Annotated in this window: 11 protein-coding genes; 4 read left to right on the top strand and 7 right to left on the bottom strand. The window is 64.8% G+C overall.

Going from position 1 to position 19,889, the window contains the following annotated elements:
- Window positions 1–20: 20 nt before the first annotated feature.
- From ACWPWT_RS06855 to ACWPWT_RS06840, 4 genes are all read right to left on the bottom strand, one after another.
- On the bottom strand, window positions 21–1,040 hold the full coding sequence (locus ACWPWT_RS06855) for a phytase (protein WP_454279079.1): 1,020 nt from the start codon (window positions 1,038–1,040) through the stop codon (window positions 21–23).
- Window positions 1,037–3,838 (bottom strand): TonB-dependent receptor, encoded by a 2,802-nt coding sequence (locus tag ACWPWT_RS06850; RefSeq protein ID WP_454279078.1) that lies wholly within the window; start codon window positions 3,836–3,838, stop codon window positions 1,037–1,039. Before ACWPWT_RS06850 ends, ACWPWT_RS06855 begins: the two co-directional genes overlap by 4 nt.
- A 210-nt stretch (window positions 3,839–4,048) precedes the next feature.
- Window positions 4,049–4,888, bottom strand: coding sequence for a tyrosine-protein phosphatase (locus tag ACWPWT_RS06845; protein WP_454279077.1), 840 nt, complete (start codon window positions 4,886–4,888; stop codon window positions 4,049–4,051).
- A complete protein-coding gene (locus ACWPWT_RS06840) occupies window positions 4,888–5,706 on the bottom strand; it encodes a hypothetical protein (RefSeq protein WP_454279076.1) in 819 nt (272 codons plus the stop codon). The genes ACWPWT_RS06845 and ACWPWT_RS06840 overlap by 1 nt, the downstream gene beginning before the upstream one ends.
- 66 nt (window positions 5,707–5,772) lie before the next feature.
- On the opposite strand from ACWPWT_RS06840, the gene ACWPWT_RS06835 reads away from it, so the two are divergent.
- A protein-coding gene (locus tag ACWPWT_RS06835) for an IS5 family transposase (protein ID WP_454278138.1) occupies window positions 5,773–6,530 on the top strand; the annotation gives its coding sequence in 2 pieces (ribosomal slippage) (window positions 5,773–6,106 and window positions 6,106–6,530; 759 coding nt in all).
- A gap of 16 nt (window positions 6,531–6,546) precedes the next feature.
- On the opposite strand, the gene ACWPWT_RS06830 is transcribed toward ACWPWT_RS06835, so the two are convergent.
- From ACWPWT_RS06830 to ACWPWT_RS06820, 3 genes are all read right to left on the bottom strand, one after another.
- Window positions 6,547–8,082 (bottom strand): TonB-dependent receptor, encoded by a 1,536-nt coding sequence (locus tag ACWPWT_RS06830; protein ID WP_454279075.1) that lies wholly within the window; start codon window positions 8,080–8,082, stop codon window positions 6,547–6,549.
- A gap of 151 nt (window positions 8,083–8,233) precedes the next feature.
- Window positions 8,234–15,403, bottom strand: coding sequence for an autotransporter outer membrane beta-barrel domain-containing protein (locus tag ACWPWT_RS06825; protein WP_454279074.1), 7,170 nt, complete (start codon window positions 15,401–15,403; stop codon window positions 8,234–8,236).
- 417 nt (window positions 15,404–15,820) lie between these two features.
- The gene (locus ACWPWT_RS06820; protein ID WP_454279073.1) at window positions 15,821–17,161 is read right to left on the bottom strand and encodes an ABC1 kinase family protein; all 1,341 of its coding nucleotides are present in this window, start codon (window positions 17,159–17,161) and stop codon (window positions 15,821–15,823) included.
- A 148-nt stretch (window positions 17,162–17,309) separates the two neighbouring features.
- On the opposite strand from ACWPWT_RS06820, the gene ACWPWT_RS06815 reads away from it, so the two are divergent.
- The 3 genes from ACWPWT_RS06815 (at window position 17,310) to ACWPWT_RS06805 (ending at window position 19,889) form a co-directional block, all read left to right on the top strand.
- Complete coding sequence (locus tag ACWPWT_RS06815; protein WP_454279072.1) at window positions 17,310–17,576, top strand: hypothetical protein; 267 nt, start codon at window positions 17,310–17,312, stop codon at window positions 17,574–17,576.
- Window positions 17,577–18,401: 825 nt separating this feature from the next.
- Window positions 18,402–19,159 (top strand): IS5 family transposase gene (locus ACWPWT_RS06810; RefSeq protein ID WP_454278138.1). Its coding sequence is split into 2 segments (ribosomal slippage): window positions 18,402–18,735 and window positions 18,735–19,159, totalling 759 coding nucleotides; the frame shifts between segments, so codons are not numbered across the junction.
- Window positions 19,160–19,355: 196 nt separating this feature from the next.
- Complete coding sequence (locus ACWPWT_RS06805) at window positions 19,356–19,889, top strand: GGDEF domain-containing protein (protein WP_454279071.1); 534 nt, start codon at window positions 19,356–19,358, stop codon at window positions 19,887–19,889.

Raw genomic sequence — 19,889 nt, 5'->3', positions numbered from 1 at the left:
GGGGAGGGGCGGGCCGAGTCCTACAGGCCGAGCGCCTTCGTCACCTCCGCCCAGCTGACATATTTGAAATTCTGGGTATCAGGCGCATTGTCGCCGTCCTGCGCCACGAACAGCCCCTTGGGATAATCGGGGCCGAAATCGCCCAGCGCCAGCTCGATCCCGTCAGTGTCGCTGGTCCCGTCGATCGCACCCCCGCCGATACGGAAGCGTCCGGCATAGATCACGCCCGGCAGGCGGTAGAGCGTATAGGCGTTGTCGCCCTGGCTGGAGACGACCAGATAGCCGCCCTTCGCGCCCCGGGGTGCCAGCGCCAGCCCCTCGGCATCGGCGACGAGGGTGCGGCCATCGACCTGGGCGATCGGGGTGGCGGTGCCGGGCGCGGCGGGGTCGGCCGCAAAGCGCCACAGCCCGACATCCTCCTCGGCCACGTAAAGCAGGCCCGTGCGATCATCGACGACGCAGCCCTCGGCCTGGGTGCCCAGCTTCATGCTACGCACCGTCTCTACGCGCGGGGTGGCCCCGGACAGGTCGATGCGGACCTGGTCGATCCGCCCGTCCTTCAGCACGATAAAGCCGAACAGCACCTTGTCTCTGGCGCGGGTCCACAGGCACATGCCATAGGCCTCCCCCGCCCCCACCGGATAGCGACCCATCGGCACCAGTCGGCGGGCGACGGTGTCGAGGGTGAACAGCGCGACATGCGCCTGTGCAGTGTCCGCCCGGTCGCTGGCGGCGACGATCACCCGGCCTCCCGTCTCACGCAGATCGACATTGTTGAGCCGCGCGGCGGGGGTGAAGGACAGGCGCTTGCCCTTCAGGTCATAGACATGGATGCCCGCCTGCTTGTCGGTGCCGATCACCAGGCTGGCAGCGGGATTGGCCGCGTTGCGCCAGATGGCGGGATCGTCCGCCGCATCGGAGCTGCTGTCGACCGGATCGGTCTCCGCGCTTGCCGCAACCACCGGTGCCTCGGCGGTCGGCGTGGCCGCTGGCACGCTGGCGCATCCTGCGAGCAGCAGCGCAAGGAACGCGGCCCTCACAGCTTCACCCGCACGCCACCGAACACGGTGTAGCCGAACTTCTCATATTCATAGGTGCGGAACCGCTCGCCAAAATAGCGCACGCCCGGCGTGTTGGTCAGGTTCTTGCCCTCGGCGAACAGGTTGATGCCACGGGCGAGCTGCACGCTGCCCGTCACGTCGAGCTGGCCGCGCCCCTCCCAGTACAGGTCGAGCGCGGGGTTGTCGGCGTTGATCTCGTCCAGATAGTCGCTGCGCTTGGTATAGGCGACGCGGACATTGACCGGCCCTCGCTCGTAGAAGACGCTGGCATTCCACATATGCGTCGACTGGCCCGGCAACGCGAAGCGGCTGCGCCCGCCATAGACGGCGTCGAAAGTCGCATGCCCCTTGGTATAGGTGTAATTCGCAAACACGCCGAGCCCGCTCAGCACGCCCGGCAGGAAGCTGAAATGCTGCTGCCAGTTCAGCTCGACGCCGTAGAGCTCGCCCTTGCGCGCATTGATCGGACGGCTGAGGATCGCACCGCCCACGCCGTTGTAAATGCCGGTGTTGTTGAGCGTGTAGCGATAGTCGGACAGATCCTTGTAGAAGCCGTTGACCGAGATCACGCCCAGCGGCCGGATGTAATATTCCAGCCCCGCATCGGCATTGTTCGACAGGGTCGGCTTCAGGTCGGGATTGCCGAACTCGACCCGCACCGTGTTGCCTTCGCTCGTCTCCAAGACGCGGGGCGCGATCTGCGGGAAGTTGGGGCGATTGATCGCCCGGCTGAGCGCGGCGCGCAGGATCAGGTTGGGGGTGAAGGCCTGGCGCAGCGTCAGGTTCGGGAAAAAGTCGGTATAGCCATTATGCCCGCGTGCGGTCACGACCGCGCCGGTGCGCGAGACGCTGGGCGCTTGGGCGTCGAAATCGGTGGTCTCGACGCGCAGACCCGCGATCAGGGTCGTGCCGTCCTTGACGTACTTCGCCATGCCGAACAGGCCGAAAATCTTTTCCTCCGCCGTATAATCGGCGGTCAGCGACTGGGGCAGACGACGCTCGGACGCGGCCTTGGTCGCGTCGAAATAGGCGTCGGCCAGCCCGGTATCGAACCGCTTGCCGAGATCATAGTCGAAATTGCGCGAATCCTCGTCGGACAGCAGCCCGGCCAGGCTCTGGCTCGGCGCGGCGGACGAACGGCGATCGCGGAACCGCTCCTCATCGGCATTGATATGCCGTTCGCGATATTTGCCCCCGGACGAGAAAGTGACGGTGTCCCCCACCGGCAGGTCGGAGCGCACGGCGACGGTCAGTTCGTCATTCTTGGTCGTGTTCGAGCGATAGGCGTTTTCGCGGAAGGCGAAGGTGCCGGTCTGAAGATGCTCCTTCGTCGTGAACAGCGAATAGTTGGGCAGGTCGGCATTGCTGAAATCATAGGACAAGGTCGGCCGCAGCGAGGAACGGAACAGCAGCTCGTCCCGGCGCGGATAGGTTTGCGAGCTTTCGCTATAGGCGACATCGGCGCGGATCGTGCCCTCGCCCAGCCGCTGTTCGATGCCTGCGGTCGCCGACCAGATCTCGTTGACCTGCTTGCGGTGGCGCACCTGCTTTTCGATGCGGGTGTTGCGATAGGTGGCGGCACGGTCGGTCGATCCGGCCTGCAGCGTGCCCTCGCTCCACAGGATACCGATGCGGTCGCGGAACTCGTCATCCTCGAACCGGGCATAGGTGCCGCGCACCCAGGCGTGCGTCGCGTCGGTCGGGCGCCATTCGAACGCGCCCGTCCCTGCGATCCGCTGGCGCTTGGTGTCGTAATCCTTGAACAGCGTCTCGGTGACGCGAAGGCCGGCGGGCGTTTGGCTCCAGGTGTTCTCGACATTGTCGGGGCGGCGATGGGTGCGCGAATAGCTGCCCGAGAAGAGCAAGCCAAACTGGCGATCGGGGCCGAACGTGTCGCTGACCGCGGCCGATCCGCGATAGTCGCTGCCCTTGCCATATTGGTTGTAGCTCGCCCCCGCCATGCCGGTCAGCGCAAAGCCCTTGCGGTCGAAGGGCGAGCGGGTGGTGATGTTGACCGCGCCCGCGATCGAGTCCGCATCCTGATAGGGGAGCAGCGACTTGGTGACTTCCAGATTGGCGACGATGTCGGACGGCAGCGTGTCGAGGTCGACCGCGCGGGTCGTCGGGTCGACCGAGGGGATCTGAATGCCGTCGACCGACACGGCCGACCATTCGGACGGCGCACCGCGCACGTTGATATAGCGGCCCTCGCCCTGGTCGCGCTCGATGCCGACGCCGGGTGCGCGTTGCAGCGCTTCGGCGATATTGGGATCGGGGAAGCGGCCGATCGCGTCCGACGAGATGATGGTGACGGTGTTGTCGGCGGTCCGCTGCTGATTCAGCGCGCGCGCGGTATTGTCGAGCAGCGAGGCCCCGATGACGACGATATCGCCAGGCTCACCGCTGGCCGCGGGCAGGGTCAGCGAGACGTCGCGACCGCGCTCGGCCGCGGCCACGACGCGGGTGACGGGCGGACGGCCGAGATAGTCGATCAGCAGCGTGACGTCGCCGGGCGCCTCGGGGGTGATGACGCTGAATTCACCCTGGAGATTGGTGGTCGCCTGCGCGCCCGTTCCCTCAACCACGACCCGCGCACCCGGCAGCGCGACACCGGTCGCGTCATAGATACGCCCGGACAGGATCGGCCCCGAAACGGGCACGCCCGCCGGTGCCGCGTCCACATCGGGGCTCATGGCGAGCGCCGGCATGGCGGCAAAGCCCAATGCGATGAGAGAGGCCCCCGCGAGACCGCGGATTCCGCAACGGACGACGTGCATGATGTTCCCCTTGGGCGCTTGGTCGTGCCGACACCCCCCGGCGCCGGTCGTTCCCGCCCCCGTGGCCGGGGTTTGTTACGCTACGATGTGATTGTGATGACGGGTCGATGACGCGGACGTCACAATCGATTTATGTAGAGGCTCTGGTTTTGGAGGATAGTCGTTCAGGCAAGAACGCTAATTCCTCCCCTGTGAGGGGAGGAATGACGGTCACCCCTTGGTCAGGTATAGCGCACGCAGCTTGGCGATCTGGCTTGGCCCCAGGCCCATTTCGTCCTTGAGAAACCCCATCGTCCCGCCCGGATGGCGGTCGGTCACCGCGAACACCGCGTCGATATAGCGGCGGTCGACCCCGGCGAAGGCGCGTGCGGCTTCGGGCGAGAGCCGGGCCCAGAAGCCGGTCGGGTGCGCAGGGCTAGGCGCCATATGCTGGTTGGACAGCAGATAGTCGTCTATGATCGTCGCCCTCGGCACGCCCAGCGCGGTCAGCAACAGCGCGGCCGCGACGCCGGTGCGGTCCTTGCCCGCCGTGCAGTGAAAGGCCAGCGGCACGTCGCCCGCCAGCAGTTCGGCGAACATACGGCGGTACTGGCCGTTGAACTGGTCGAGCAGCTTCGGATAGGTCGCGGTCATTGCCGTCACGACCTGCTCATGCGTCCAGGTGGCAGGATCGCCGGGCAGCTTCATGGCGCTGACGTCGAGCGTGTAATCGTCGCTCAGCACCTTCGGCTTCCGACCGGCGGGCCAGAGCGTCGGCTCGCCCGCCCGCTCGCGCGTGTCGCGAAAGTCGCAGACGGTGCGGATGCCCAGCTTTTGCAGATAGGCGTAATCCGCTCGCGTCAGATCATGCATCTGGCCCGAGCGATAGAGCAGCCCCCATTTCACCGTCCGGCCATCGGCGGTGCGATAGCCGCCCAGATCGCGGAAGTTGCGCCCGCCCTGTAGCGGCAGGACGCGGCTGTGCGCGGGGACCGGCACGGGGGTGGAGGCCAAAGCCCCCATCCCTGCCGGTACCGCCAGCAGCACGGCGATCGCGATGGCTGCACGCATTAGAACTTCACCGTGGCTTCAAGGCCATAGGTGCGCGGTTCGTTGAAGAAGCCCGACACGCCGGTCAGGGTGCTCAGCCCCTTGTAGAACATATGCTGCTCGTTCAGCAGGTTGCGTGCCCAGGCCGAGACGCTGAGCCGTGCACCCGTATCGTTCAGCGCGATGTCGGTCACGCCGACACGGCCGTTGACGACAAAGCCCGGGTCGCCCTTGGGCTGGCTCACCCCCGGCGCGGGGTCGTTGTAGCTGGCATAGAAGCCGCTGTCGTAATTGCCGTCGAGATGCGCGACCAGGCTATAGTCGCCCACCGGCCGCTCATAATCGATCGACCCGCTCGCGGCGTGCGCGGGCGTGTAGACCGGATAGATCTTGATCGGCGTGGTCACGATCACGCCGCTCGCCCCTTGCGGAAACGGATTCACCGTCGCCGGGATCGTCACGTCGTTATAGGAATAGCTGGCGCTGAGCGTCAGGCCCGCCATCGGCGCGACGGTCAGCTCCGCCTCGACACCCTTGGCACGGCCGGTGCCGGGTGCATTGGTCGTCTCGATGGTGGTGCGGTTGGTCTGGAGCAGATTGCCCTGCGCATCGACCTGGAGATAGTTCGCCTGGAAGTCGATCTGGATCGCCTTGTACGCGCCCGTATAGGCGGCGAGGTTCAGGCGTACGCGGCGGTCAAGAAACTCGCTCTTGGCGCCCATTTCGAACATCGACAGCGTTTCCGGGTTGAACGGGGCGTAACGCAGCGAGCGCGAATTGGCGCCGCCCGACTTATACCCCTCCGACCATTTGCCATAGACATGCACGGCGTCGGTCACGTCATAGGGTCAGGACCCATTGATGTGAGCGTCGCGATCTGATTCAGGCTCCGCAAGGAGACCGAGATGAGTGACCTGTTTTGGCTGACGGACGAGCAGATGGAGCGGCTGCGGCCCTTCTTTCCCAAGAGCCATGGCAAGCCGAGGGTGGACGACCGGCGGGTGCTGAGCGGCATCGTATTCGTCAATCGCAACGGGCTTCGCTGGCGAGATGCGCCTAGCGAGTATGGCCCCCACAAGACGCTGTACAATCGGTGGAAGCGTTGGGGCGAGGCCGGCGTGTTCACGCGAATGATGGAAGGTCTGGCTGCAGCTGGCGCCGAGCCGCAGACGGTCATGATCGACGCAACCTATCTGAAGGCGCACCGCACGGCATCAAGCCTGCGGGTAAAAAAGGGGATCTTGGCCGCCTGATCGGCCGCACCAAAGGCGGTATGAATACCAAGCTACATGCCGTCGCCGATGCAAACGGGCGCCCCTTAAGCTTTTTCATGACCGCGGGCCAGGTCAGCGACTACACCGGCGCGGCAGCGCTGCTGGATGACATGCCGAAGGCGCAGTGGCTGCTCGGCGACCGCGGCTACGACGCCGACTGGTTCAGGGACGCCCTCCAGGCCAAAGGCATCCAGCCCTGCATCCCGGGCCGGCGATCACGCAACGAGCCGGTCAAATACGACAAGCGCCGCTACCGGCGCCGCAGCCGCATCGAGATCATGTTCGGCCGCCTCAAAGACTGGCGTCGGGTCGCTACCCGCTACGATCGCTGCCCCACTGCCTTCTTTGCCGCCGTCACCCTCGCTGCCACCGTCATCTTCTGGCTGTGATCAACGAGTCCTGACCCTAGGCGAGCGTCACCAGCGGATCGACGCGCGACCAGGCCGCATCCAGCTTGCGCGGGGCGACCACGCCGTCGACATTGGGCGTCTTTCCGTTCACGATGAACAGCGCGCCATGCTTCATGTCGCGGGTGTAGCGCGCGCCGCCCGTGACGTGCAGGCGATCGTCCAGGATCGCCGGGGTCCAGGTCGCCTGGCCGAACACACCGATGCTGCGCGTCGTGATCCGGCTGGCGCGGTCGAAGGGGACGGTGGCGATGTTGTAGGTGGCGACAGTCGCGGCAGTGCCGTCGCCATTCCAGACCATGGTGTTGAACGCCTGGGCATTGTCGGTGGTATGCTCGCGATAGGCCATCGCACCTGCGACATATTTCAGGCGAGGGCTGTCGCCGATCAGCTGGATTTCCTGGCTGAACTGGTTCTGCGCGAAGCCCGCCAGGCTGTAGCGGCTGAATGCGCCGTTCGGCTTGTAGGTGGTGCTGTTCTGGCCGCCATTGTCATACTGGCTCTGGTCGAGTTCGCGATAGGCGGTGATCGACTTGAGCTGAAGGCCCGGCGCCAGGTCGAGGCCGAGCGTCAGGCGATGGCCATGCGTCTTGCCGATGCTCTCCTGCTGCGGCACGCCGATGCTGGCGGTGCGCACCCGGTCGGGCTGGAGCGGAAGGGCGGGCGCGCGGGCCAGCGTGCCGGCGGTGATCGACTGGAGATAGAGCGGGGTCGAGGCGTCATAGGAGGTATCGAAGGCATAGTCAGCGCTGACGCCACCTTCCGGCTTCCACAGCAGCTCGACATGCGCGCCGTGCCGGTCGAAGCCGTTGAAGTCCGCCTGGCCGGGCAGCGGATTGTCGACCAACCCGTTGCGCTTGGTGACGATGCCGTCCAGCTTCACACTGAAATTGTGCCATTCGGGCAGGTTGAGATGCGCCTCGGCCTTGCGGCTGCCGAAATTGCCGATGCCCGCCGTGGCGGTCAGGCCGAACTCGCCGGTCGGCTTTTTCGTCACGATGCTGACCGCCCCGCCCTCGGTATTGCGGCCGAACAAAGTGCCCTGCGGACCTTTGAGCACTTCGATGCTCTCGATGTCGTAGAGCGCGGTGCCCAGGCCCTGGGCGCGGCCCAGATACACGCCGTCGATATAGACGCCGACGCCCTGGTCGCGCGCGGGCTGGTTGCTGTCGGCCAGCACGCCGATGCCGCGGATGTTCATGATGAGCGCGGAATTGCGCGAATAGAAGGGCGCGACACGGAGCGAGGGGATCGCGCCGTCCTGCAGGTCGACCAGCGACTGGACATGGCGGTTCTGGAGATCCTCCGCCGACAGGACCGAGATGGCGATCGGGGTCTTTTGCAGGCTTTGCGGGCGCTTTTCGGCGGTGACGATGACCTCGTTCAACGCGCCATCGGCATTGGTCTTCTGGTCGTCGGGCGCAGCCGTCTTCGCCGGTTCGGGCTCGGCTGCAAGAGCAGGCGTGGCGATCAGAAGAGCAAGCGCACTGGACGCAAAGAACCGCCCCGCAAAACGCGGGTTGAACGAAGTCATGATCTGGATTCCCCCCAAAGGATTATGCGGCGAGCCCTTGGGGCCGGTTCATTGCGCTTTGATGACGTTTGGGCGGGATCGGGAATATAGGATGATGAATTCTTGTTCATCATAGGGGCCGAGGCGGATCACCGTCCCGGCCCTCTGATCCTCAGAAACTGAGGCGCAGGCCCGCCATGGCCGTGCCCTGTCGATCCCCGCTGCCGATCAGCGCGCTGCCCGAGGCATAGAGGTCCAGCCCGTTGGCGAAGCGATAGGAGACGCCCGCCGTCGCGGTCCCGACCAGCGGGGCGCGCGCGACACCCAGGGCGAGCAGGTCGGGCGCGACGCCGCCATAGCCGCCCGTCGCGCGCGTTCCCGTGCCCTGAAGCTGATAGCGAAGCCCCAGCGTGCCGAAGGGGCGCAGCGGCGCGTTCGACCGGCCGCTTCGCTCCAGCGATACGCCCGCATCGACGAAGCTGGCGGTCAGCGACTGGCGCGTCAGGGTCAGGGCAAAGGGGCTGCCCGTTTCGGTGAAGCCCAGACGCGTGGTGCGCACATAGGTCAGCCCGACACGCGGGGTCAGCGTCCAGCCGCCCTTCATCTCTTTGGCATAATGGGCCGAGACGTCGGCGGTCGTGCTGTGCAAGTCATAGCTGCCCAGTGCCGATGCCGTCCCCGGAACGACACGGGTGGCGCGGCCTTGCGCGCCGTCATAGATGAGCGAGCCGTCCACCCCGAACCCGTTGGGCCGCAGGAAACGGCCGTGCAGGCCCGCCACGACGCCGTCGGCATCGGTCGAGGCGCCCAGCGTCTCGATCGTCTGGCGCGTGTCGAGATAACCGCCGAACAACCCGACCATCCAGTCGCGATTGCCCAGCCCGATTCCGCCGAGCATCCCATAGCTGCGGGTCCGCGCCGCGTTGATCCCCTGCCCCGCATCGGCCGACAACTGGTGCGTCTGGCCGATCATCTGGCCGAAGGTGAAGGCCCCGGCCTCTTCCTGCGTCGTCGCGAAGCCCGGTCCGCGTGCCGCCTGGACCAGCCCCAGCGCATTGTCGACGCCGATCTGCATCGCCGAGGCATAGGCTTCGGGCGTCACCTGCGCGAAGGCCTGGCTGTTGGCGGTTCCCGTATCGGTCAGCAGCGCGGGGAAGGCGGCGAAGACCGGGCTGTTGGTCGACGCCCCCGCGATCACGCTGTTGGCATAGGCGATGCTGCGCGACACCTGCGGATTGAAGCGCGTATCGGCGACGAACTGGCCGAACAACTGGATACGGTTCGCGCGCTGGACGATGAAGCCCAGCAGGTCGGCGGGCTTCTGCACGGTCGTATAGCTGCCGCTGATCCCGCCGGTGGCGATGATCAGGTCATAGGTGCTGCCCGGTGCGATCGTGGCGGTCGAGGTGATCTGCAACGTCGAGGCGCTGCCGATCGTCATCATGCCGTTCACGATCAGCTGGTCCGAGATGGTCGGAGTCAGCTCGAAGACCGAGGTCGATCCGCTGGCCAGCGTCAAATTGCCGTTGACCGTCATCGTGCCCGGCGACGCGCCGGGGCTGAGCGTTCCCGCGACCACGACATTGCCGTTGACCGTCCCCGCCGAACCGAAGGTCGCGCCCTGGCGGACCAGGAACTGCGCGGCGCTCATCGTCGATCCGGCCAAACCGACCAGGCGGCCGCCCGCCATGTCGACATTGCCGAATGCGGCCTTGCCCGACACCGTGGCATAACCGCCGGTCGTCGTCAGCGCCTCGACATTGGCGACGTCGCTAAAGGCGACCGGGGCGCTGGCATTGCCGCCCGACAGCGCGATGGTGTCGGTGCCGGCGCCGCCATCCACGGCCCCGGCAAAGCCGCCGGCGATGGTGAAGCGCTGGTCCGCGCCGCTGAAGACGACCTGGCCCGTCACCAAATTGCCGCCCGCCACGACGGCCAGATCGGTCGCGGCCAACACCTGTCCATAAGCCTGGGTGCCGGTCAGTGACAGGGTGCCCATGCCCTCGGTCGTCAGCGTCTCGAACCCGGTGAGGGTGCCGCCGATCAGCGTCCGGTTGCCCGCGATTTCGAGCGTGGCGGTGTCGACGCCCGCCCAGCCCGCAACCACGCCCTGCCATTGCGAACCGAGCGAGAGGCGCAGGGCGTCATTGCCCGCCCCCAGATCGATCGCCCCGAGCAGCGCACCGCCATTGGCGATGGTCAGCGACAGATCGCCATCACCGAAGGACAAGGGCGCCCCCTCCGAACCGAGCGTGCCGGTAACGGTCAGCGCAGGGCGTGCCAGCGCGACACTCTCGAACCCGGTCGCCGTCCCGCCCAGCGTGACCGGAGCCGTGCTGCCGAAGCGAAGCGCGTCGTTGCCCGCCCCGCCATCATAGCGGCCCAGCGCCTGCGCCCTGTCGAGCACCAGAACGTCGTCGCCCCCGCCCAGCGCGATGCTGGCGATATCCTCGGCAATGTGCAGCTGCTCGGCCGCGTCGGAGCCGGTGACCGCGCCGACCCGATAGCCCGCCTGCGTCAGGTTAAGCCCCGCGCCCGCCAGAGCGATGCCATTGAACCCCTGGTCGAGCGTCAGCGACAGCGTGCCGCTGCCCGTCACGGCCAAGTGCTGGAAATTGCTGCGCTGGCCGATGCCGCTGCGGTCGCCCGACAGCAGCACGGTATAGGTGTTGGTGCCGGTGCCGCCATCGACCCCGCCCGTCACCTGAGACCCGGCCCCCTCGACGAAGCCGTCATTGCCCCCGCCCAGCTGTACCGAACCCTGGACCAGACCGGCATTGACGAACCGGTCGTTCCCGCCGCCCAGCCGCGCCGACCCGGTGATGGTGCCGTTGTTGGTGATCGTGTCGCTGCCGTCGCCACCGACGATGGCGACCATGCCGGTGGTGCTGCCCGTGATCGTCTGTCCCGCCGCGACGGTCAGCGCTCCGCCCGACACCCGGATGGCATCGACCCGCAAATTGCCCGTATAGGTGACATTGCCGTCGCCGGTCTGGGTGAGGCTTTCGAAATTGACGAACTGGTTGCCATTGACGGTGCCGCCCCCGGTCGCATCGACGATCAGGCTGTCGGTGCCGTCACCGGCATCGACCGTGCCGATCAGCGTGGCGCTGGCACGTTGCAGGAAGCTGTCGTCGCCCACCCCCAGCAGGACATTGCCCTCGATCCGTCCGTAATTCTCGATCCGATCTGCCCCGCCGCTCAGCGCGATCGAGCCGGTGATGGTGCCGGTGTTGACGATCCGGTCGTCATTGGTGCCGGTCGCCTGTATGGCTCCGGCCAGATAGGATGTGGCGTAATATTGACCGAACCCGTCCCTGGCGTCGAGCGTCGTGCCCGCGCTCCCGCTAATGGTACCGGCATTGTCCAGGTCGATCGCGACGTTTTCGGCGAAGATCGCGGAGGATTTCTCGCCGGTCGCTGCGATCGTGCCGCTTGCCGCGTTGGTGATCGTGGCGGTTTCGATCCCGCTGCCGAACACGCTCAGGCCCGTCGCCCAGAAGGTGTAGGGCACCAAGACCGGTTCCATGAGTGGGCCGTTGAGATAGGATTCATAGGTCACGCCACCGCCATTGGCGCTGATCGTGCCCGAATTGGCGATGCTGATCGTCCGGACGGGCGACGGGGACGGCAGGGAAGTTCCGGCGGATTGGAAGCCGATCTGCACGCCGGTGCCCGCCCCACCGCTGGCGACGACGGAGCCGCTGTTGGTCACGCTGAGGCTGCCGCCCGCCGCCTGGGGATCATATACGGTGAGCGATAGGGTCGTCGCCCCGCCGATCGAGGTGATCGTGCCGCTGTTCGTCAGCGCGATCTGGACCGGCTCCAGCGTCGTGGGTGCGGCGCCATTGGAGCCGAGGCTATTGCCGACCGAGGCGCTCAGTCCGCCGGCGATCGTGCCGCTGTTGATCGCGGTGATGGCGGTGCCGTCGGACATCAGCTCGACGGCGGGATCCAGGCCATTGTTCTGGATGCTGCCGGTGTTTTCGAAAGACGCCGCGTACAGATACACCGCCGTCCGCGACAGATCGGCCGTGCCGATGCTGGCATTGTTGACGAAGCGGGTCGCGGTGCCCTCGACCCGGCCGGTGACGCTGGCCTGGTTGGTGAAGGCGGCGAGCGGCAGGGACGGCTCGTTATAATAGGGGTATCGTGGGCGTTCGCCGAACGTCACCCCGCCATCGACCGTGACCATGTTGACGATCTGGCCGTCGCCGACCGCGTTCAGCGTCGAACGCGTGCCTGCGGCCGTCAGCGTCAGCACGGTATTCGCACCGATCGCCTGCACGTCCTCCTGCTCGAAGGTCGCCAGCGGCGCCTCGCCCAGCGTCACGGTCGCGGAACTGGTGAAGGCGCGACGATAGGTGTCGTTGCCGTCCCCGGCGTCGATCGTGCCGGTCACGCCGGTCTGCCCATCGGTGACGACCAGGACGTCGTTGCCGTTGCCGAAGCGCAGATTGCCGACCAGCGTCCCGCCCGCCACGATATAGGAGGAGGGACCGGAGGACCGGCCGTTATACGGATCATAGCCCAGGTCGACATTGCCGATGATCGTCCCGGCATTGCTGAGCTTGGTACTGCCGACACGGATGGCGGTGCCATTGCCACCCGTAATGGTGCCGCCGTTCAGATTGTTGATGGTCGCGACATAGCCATAGCCTTGCGTGATCGCCGGGCCGTTCGTGCTGGCGATCAGCCCGCTATTGTCGACCGTCGGCACCCGGCCGTCATAGCCATAGCCGAGCAGAACCGCGCTGCCCGCAACCTGGATCGTGCCGGTGTTCACCAGCGAGGCGAAATCGGCGACACCGTTCACCGCCACGCTGCCGCTCGCCTGGCCGATGCGTCCGCTATTGGTGATCAGGCCGCCGGATACACCCGCCAGCCTGCCATAAACGGTGCTCCGCTGATCCAGCACCGTGATCGTACCGGCGTTGGTGAAGGCGTCGCCGCCTGCCAGCAGCACCGCCGCGCCGGGGAAGCTGTTCGAATTGGTGGCGCTCAGGGTCAGATTGCCCCGGCTGATGATGGTCAGCGCATTGGCGGAGTTGTTGGGATAATCCTCTCCCGGCTGGGCGATACGCGTGGTCGCGGTGATCGCCGCCACGTTCGCGGTCGCGAGATCCGCCGTCAGGTCGACAATGCCCTGCCCCGCCAGCAGCAGTGTGCGACCCGAGCCCGTCCCCGTAAGGGTCAGCGTCGCATTGTCGATCAGGTCATAGCCGAAAGCGTTGAAATTGGCGTCCGACAACATCGTCGAGCTGGCATCGGTGCGCACCCGGTAGCGCAAATTGGCGCCATTGGACGACACCGTGCCGGTCACCCCCGCATAGCGACCGACGCTGCTGCCGGTCAGTTCGGTGACGAACATATCGGCTTGGCCAAGCGTCAGATTGCCGTTCAGCACACCGCCGGGCAGCGCCTGATAGACGTTCGAGTTGGAGGAGCCGATATAGGGCGCGTTGCCGAAGCTGACATCGCCGTTGATCGTACCCGCGTTCGAGATGCGGGCGTTGAAGATGGTGCTGTTCGTGGCGGACGGCGCGATGGCGCCGCGCAGCCCGCCGGTGATGACGCCGCCTGCCTGGTTGGTCAGGTCGCCATAGGAGCTGATCTCGACGCCGACGCCGGAGCCGATGATCGTCCCGCTGTTGCTGAGGCTGCTTGACAAGGAAAGGCCGGCCGTCGCCCCCTCGATGCGGCCGCTATTGGTCCAGTTGGTGCCCGACGATCCGCTCAGGATCGCGCCGATGCCGCTGGTCGAACGGATGGTGCCGGAGTTGGCAAAACCACCTCCCCATAGCTGGACGCCGGCCCCCCCGGCGGTGATCGTGCCCGAATTGACGAAGCTGCCCACCGACGGATTGAACAGTACGGCATTGCCCGCCGCGTCGATGGTCCCGCTATTCTCGAACCGCTTGGCGATGTTCAACTGCACCGCATAGGTCGGGAAGGTGCCGGTCGGCCCCGCGGTCGCCGTGATCGCGCCCGTATTGACGATGGTCGGCGTCGTGCGCGATCCGCTATTGTCGGTCAGGACGGTGCCCGCGCCGCTCAGCGTGGTGGCGTTGATGACGGTGCCGTTGCCGACGATCTGAACGGGCGCGGTGGCGGAGAAACCGTTGGCCAGCGTCGCGGTCCGATTGGCGTCGGGAGCCAGGATCATCTGCTGGAACCCGGCGAGCATCGTTGGGGTCGAGGCGACTATGGCATCGGTCGAAAAGCGGATGCGCATGGTATTGGTGCCAGAGCCCGCATTGATCGTGCCGCTGATTCCGGTGCGGATGTCGCCATCGGCATAGCCGACGACCAGCGTGTCGTTGCCCGAACCCAGCGTCAGATTGCCGGTGATCGTGCCCACGCTGTTGTCGATCACATTGCCGGAACCCATGGCCACGACATCGCCCGTGATCGTGCCGCGATTGCCCAGGGTCAGACCGGACATGGTCTGGATGGCCGTCGCTCCCCCGCTCGCGATCAGCCCGCCGGTCGCGTTGTTCAGGGTCATCGCGCTGCCTGTGATCGCCGCGCCCGACCCCGTATTGCGGATGGTGCCGGAGTTGGTCAGCGTCGACGTCAGATTGGCGAGCGTCGCATTGGTGCCGTTCGAGGTAATCGTGCCGCTATTGGACGTGCTCTGCGCGACCACCGCCGAGCGGTATCCCGTACCCCAATCGACGGCGCTGCGGGCACCGCCATCGATGGTGCCGGCATTGGTCAAGGTTCCGACCGGGCCGCTGACCGCCCCGATCGTCCCGCCTGCGCGGTTGGTGATCGAGGAGAAACCCGCATAGGCGGGCATGGTCGACAGCAGCGCATAGCCCGCCGATCCGGTCCCGGTGGCAGCGATGGTACCGCTATTGTCGATCGAGACGGTGCCTTGGCCATAGCTGGCGTCGGTCTGTCCGACGACGACGCCATTGGCGCCCGTGACGACGCCTTCGGCGCGGACCGTCATGGTCAGCTGGACGCTGGAATAGCCGGAATTCGTCGACTGGCGGGTCAGTTGCACACCGGCCTGGTCGCCGCCATCCACCCGGCCGCCCACGGTCAGCGTGGCATTGGCGTAGCTCGTCACCGATGCGGGGATTTCGAACGCGATGGCTGGAGCGCCGCTGTTCGACACCACCGCACCCGAAGCGACGTCGATCGCGCTGTTGGAGGTTATGACCCGAAGCCCGTCACTGTCGGTCCCGGTGCAACTGGTGGGCGTATCATTCTGCGTCGGATCGGGCACGCACTGGGCAAAGGCGGGCCCTGCCACCATCAACGCCACCAGAATGGCGCTCGACTCCAACGCGCGCGCCTTCACCTGCCGCACGCGCGGCAATGCCTTCATCATGTCTGAAACCCCCGTTTGACAGGTGTTATTAGGATTAAGATCATGTCATGTCCATGACGATCAGCATGAAAGCCGGCACGATCAAATAACGGTAAGGGTTATCCTTTCCCTGTAACTTGCATGTCATGATACCGGTGCCGTTCCGATGCGGGACGAGGAGCTCGAACATGATCCTTGACGATGGGCGTCAAGAAGAATCGCGCGTCAAAAACGGCTCGGTTCCTTTTTCGAAAGCACAGCGCCCCGTGCGGCAAAGTCAGCGCGTCGGCCGGATCGTCAGCATCCACCAGAGTGAATGGCTTAAGGGAGGCGCTGAATATGGCGAGCCAGACAGGCCCGTACCGGCCCGGTGGCCCATTGCCCTTGAGGCACGGGGATTAGGGATAACACCTTGAGCCGCAGGGCCCAGCCCGCTCCCTACCCGGCCCCGATCGCCGCCGCCGCCAATCCGCGCACATCGACCCGCGCCTTCAATCGCGCGCAGAGCAATGCGGTGCCGCTGATCTTGCGCTGGACGAACAGCGTCTCGACATGCGGCACGTGCCACGTATCGCGGTCGGCGATCATCGCGCGGGTTTCCTCACGCACCACCGGCACGAAGGCGCGGTCGCCGAAGTCGAACGGGCCAGGCCTTGCCATCGTATCGTCGATCGCCGCAATGATCCGGTCGACCGCCGGGCGATGTGCCGCGACCGCCGCCTCGCCCAGAAAGCCCGTCTCCACCGCAATCTCGCGAATCTGGTCGCGGTCATGCGCGAGGCCTGCCTCGATCAACCGGCGATAGGAGGCGACGGTCTCAGGCGGCACGTCACGCGCCGCGCCGAAGTCGAGCAGCACGAGGCGGCCGGTTTCCGCCTGCCAACGATAATTGGCGAAGTTCGGATCGGTCTGCATCATGCCGAAGTCGAACAGTTCGCGCAGGACCAATTGGATCAGCGCGGTCATCGCGGTGTCGCGGGTTTCCTGCGGGGCCTCGACCAGCGTATCGATCGATTGGCCGGGGATATAATCCATCGCCAGCACCAGCGGCGTGGTCAGCGACGGCTCCGGCTTTGGCACGACATAGCGCGGATCGCCCGCCAGCTGCTCGCCATAGACACGCATCCGCTCGGCCTCGCGCAGATAATCGGCCTCCTCGGCCAATTGCCGCTTGGCCTCTTCGAGCAGTGGCTTGAGGTCGATCGAGGGCGGAATGAGGTTCGACACACGCAGCAGCGTCGCGACATTGTCGACATCCGATCCGATGCTGTCGCGCACCCCCGGATACTGGACCTTGATAGCCAGCACCCGGCCATCGGGCAGGGTCGCGCGGTGGACCTGCCCGATCGAGGCGGCGGCCATGGGGGCCGCCTCGAAATGGCGGAAGCGGCGTCGCCAGTCGGCACCCCACTGTGCCTTCAGCACCTTGTCGAGCTGTGCGGGCGGCATCCGGTACGCCTGGTCGCGAAGCCGCGCGAGGATGGTCTGAAGTTCGGGCGGCAACAGGTCGCCCGCGTCCATCGAGATCATCTGCCCCAGCTTCATCGCCGCGCCGCGCAGGTGCGAGAGCCGGTCGGCGACCCGCGCAGCATTGCCGGGGGTGAGGATCAGGTCGCCGAGCTTTGGCCGCTCGCCGCTCGCCAGCCTGCGTGCACCCTCGGCCAGCATCCCGCCCGCCACCCCGCTTGCCAGGCGGCCAAAGGCCCCTGCCCGCGCGATGCGTCCGCTGGGGACGGCGCGGTGGGTGGCTTTGGTGCGATTGCTGTCGTCATCGGTCATGCGCGGGATAGCGGCGGGCGCCCGTCTTGGTTCCGTTGGTCCGACGCCGACCGTCGGACATGTCGTCCCGTCGTCGGGATCGCATATCCATATTGTCGGCCCTCATGGAAACCGACATCTGGCTCCTCTGCTATCGGTCGGGGATCCCATGCGCGTCATGCTGCCGATCGCCGCCACGGTGCCCCAGGGGGCGTTCCAGAGCTTGCTGTTTTGTCGCAAGGCCCCGATCGACTTCGTCTCGGACGGCGTGGCGGTCCATGTCGAGGCCCGGCCATGCGCTGCTCCGCTTGCTCGGGGGTTAGATATCCGAGGATCGAGTGCATCCGAACAGCGCCTGTCGCGCTTCCGGCCCGCACCCCGACTTCCTCAGTACAATCCCCCAAATGCGATCATTCGCTGCGACCGCGTCAAATGACCAAGTGCCCAAGACCGCCAATGACCCAATCCGGCGTGCCACGAATGGCAATTCATCAGATCGGCGCGCAGCCCAATCATGGGCACCAAAACTCGCACGGTGACAGCAAATGCTTCTGGCCTCCGATAGCACCAGAATGCCGCACGCAGCTTTGATTGTTGCATTTTTCTAGTGGGATGAACGCACTTCATCGCCATGCTCAGGTACATAATTAAGGAACAACACTTTTTTAATGCTTATTAGTTAGCGTAGCGGAGATTTTTTGATTTAGATGTCAAAGACTATTGGATAATTATTTTGTCTAGCCTTTCCGATACGTTGGCGATCGACAAAGAGATTCAAAAACTGAATCGCCTGAGGTTTTCGCCGGCCCTCGAGGCACAGTTTGATGCGGAGGGCGTTGACCATCGCAAACGAGTCGGACCCGTCTCATTGGCTGCCGGCATGGTCATGTTTAATGCATTTTTGTTGGCGGATTTTACGATACTACCTGATGTGTTCCATTGGCTTGTGATAGTAAGGCTTCTAATATTTACGCCTGCTTGCCTTCTTATCCTTTGGGCCGTTTCCCGTGCATCCAGTACATTTCAAATCGATGCGATGGCCGTGGCTGGCACATGTCTCGCAGTCGCACTACCAACCATAACGATTTTATTTAGCGCTTCTAAATATACTTTGCTTTCCCAGTTTGGAAGCATGGTAACCATTACCTACTACACACTCGTTCAAAGAGTGCGATTTCGCATGGCCTTAGCGGGCCTATTAGGGTCAGGACCCATTGATGTGAGCGTCGCGATCTGATTCAGGCTCCGCAAGGAGACCGAGATGAGTGACCTGTTTTGGCTGACGGACGAGCAGATGGAGCGGCTGCGGCCCTTCTTTCCCAAGAGCCATGGCAAGCCGAGGGTGGACGACCGGCGGGTGCTGAGCGGCATCGTATTCGTCAATCGCAACGGGCTTCGCTGGCGAGATGCGCCTAGCGAGTATGGCCCCCACAAGACGCTGTACAATCGGTGGAAGCGTTGGGGCGAGGCCGGCGTGTTCACGCGAATGATGGAAGGTCTGGCTGCAGCTGGCGCCGAGCCGCAGACGGTCATGATCGACGCAACCTATCTGAAGGCGCACCGCACGGCATCAAGCCTGCGGGTAAAAAAGGGGATCTTGGCCGCCTGATCGGCCGCACCAAAGGCGGTATGAATACCAAGCTACATGCCGTCGCCGATGCAAACGGGCGCCCCTTAAGCTTTTTCATGACCGCGGGCCAGGTCAGCGACTACACCGGCGCGGCAGCGCTGCTGGATGACATGCCGAAGGCGCAGTGGCTGCTCGGCGACCGCGGCTACGACGCCGACTGGTTCAGGGACGCCCTCCAGGCCAAAGGCATCCAGCCCTGCATCCCGGGCCGGCGATCACGCAACGAGCCGGTCAAATACGACAAGCGCCGCTACCGGCGCCGCAGCCGCATCGAGATCATGTTCGGCCGCCTCAAAGACTGGCGTCGGGTCGCTACCCGCTACGATCGCTGCCCCACTGCCTTCTTTGCCGCCGTCACCCTCGCTGCCACCGTCATCTTCTGGCTGTGATCAACGAGTCCTGACCCTAATTATAGTCGCGCTTCACTTATACTGTGTTAAATATCTTACGGCAATGGACTCGATCTCATACAGCTTTGTATGTCAGTTTTACCTAGCAGGATCGTCCTTACTTCTGATGGGATCTTACATCCAAGAGCGATTGGAACGACAAGGATTCCTTGAAAGGCTGAAGAGCACCATACTTTTGAAGCATATTGAATGGACCGCTCGAACTGACTTGTTAACTGGCCTTTCAAATCGCCATCACCTCGCTCAAGTACGAGACCAATTCGAATCAAAGCAATTTGAGAGACAAATTGCTGCATTGATGGTCGACATAGACCATTTCAAATTGTTCAATGACACGCAGGGTCATTTGGCTGGAGACCGTTGCATCAAGGCAGTCGGACGGGCAATAGTTTCGGCCCTGGACGCGATCAGAGCATGCGAGGGGCAACTTGACTTCGCCTTTCGCTTTGGCGGCGAAGAATTTTTGATTCTGTTGATGGGTTGGGACCATGAGCAGGCCATGACCCTGGGTGACGCAATACGTCGACACATTCGCGAAGCCTGTATTGGGCACCCTGCAGCCGGGGGGAGCGGGCGAGTGACAGCATCGATTGGCATAGCGGTCTCTGAAACAGGTAGGCACAGTGTGGACGAGTTGATCGGCTTGGCAGATGCGGCACTCTACAAATCCAAGCAGGACGGCCGGGACAGACTGAGCGTAGCAGCTTGA

It is taken from the genome of Sphingomonas sp. Marseille-Q8236, from assembly GCF_965112005.1.
Note: the sequence above shows the minus strand (reverse complement) of the source record. Positions and strands in the feature narration are given on the sequence as shown.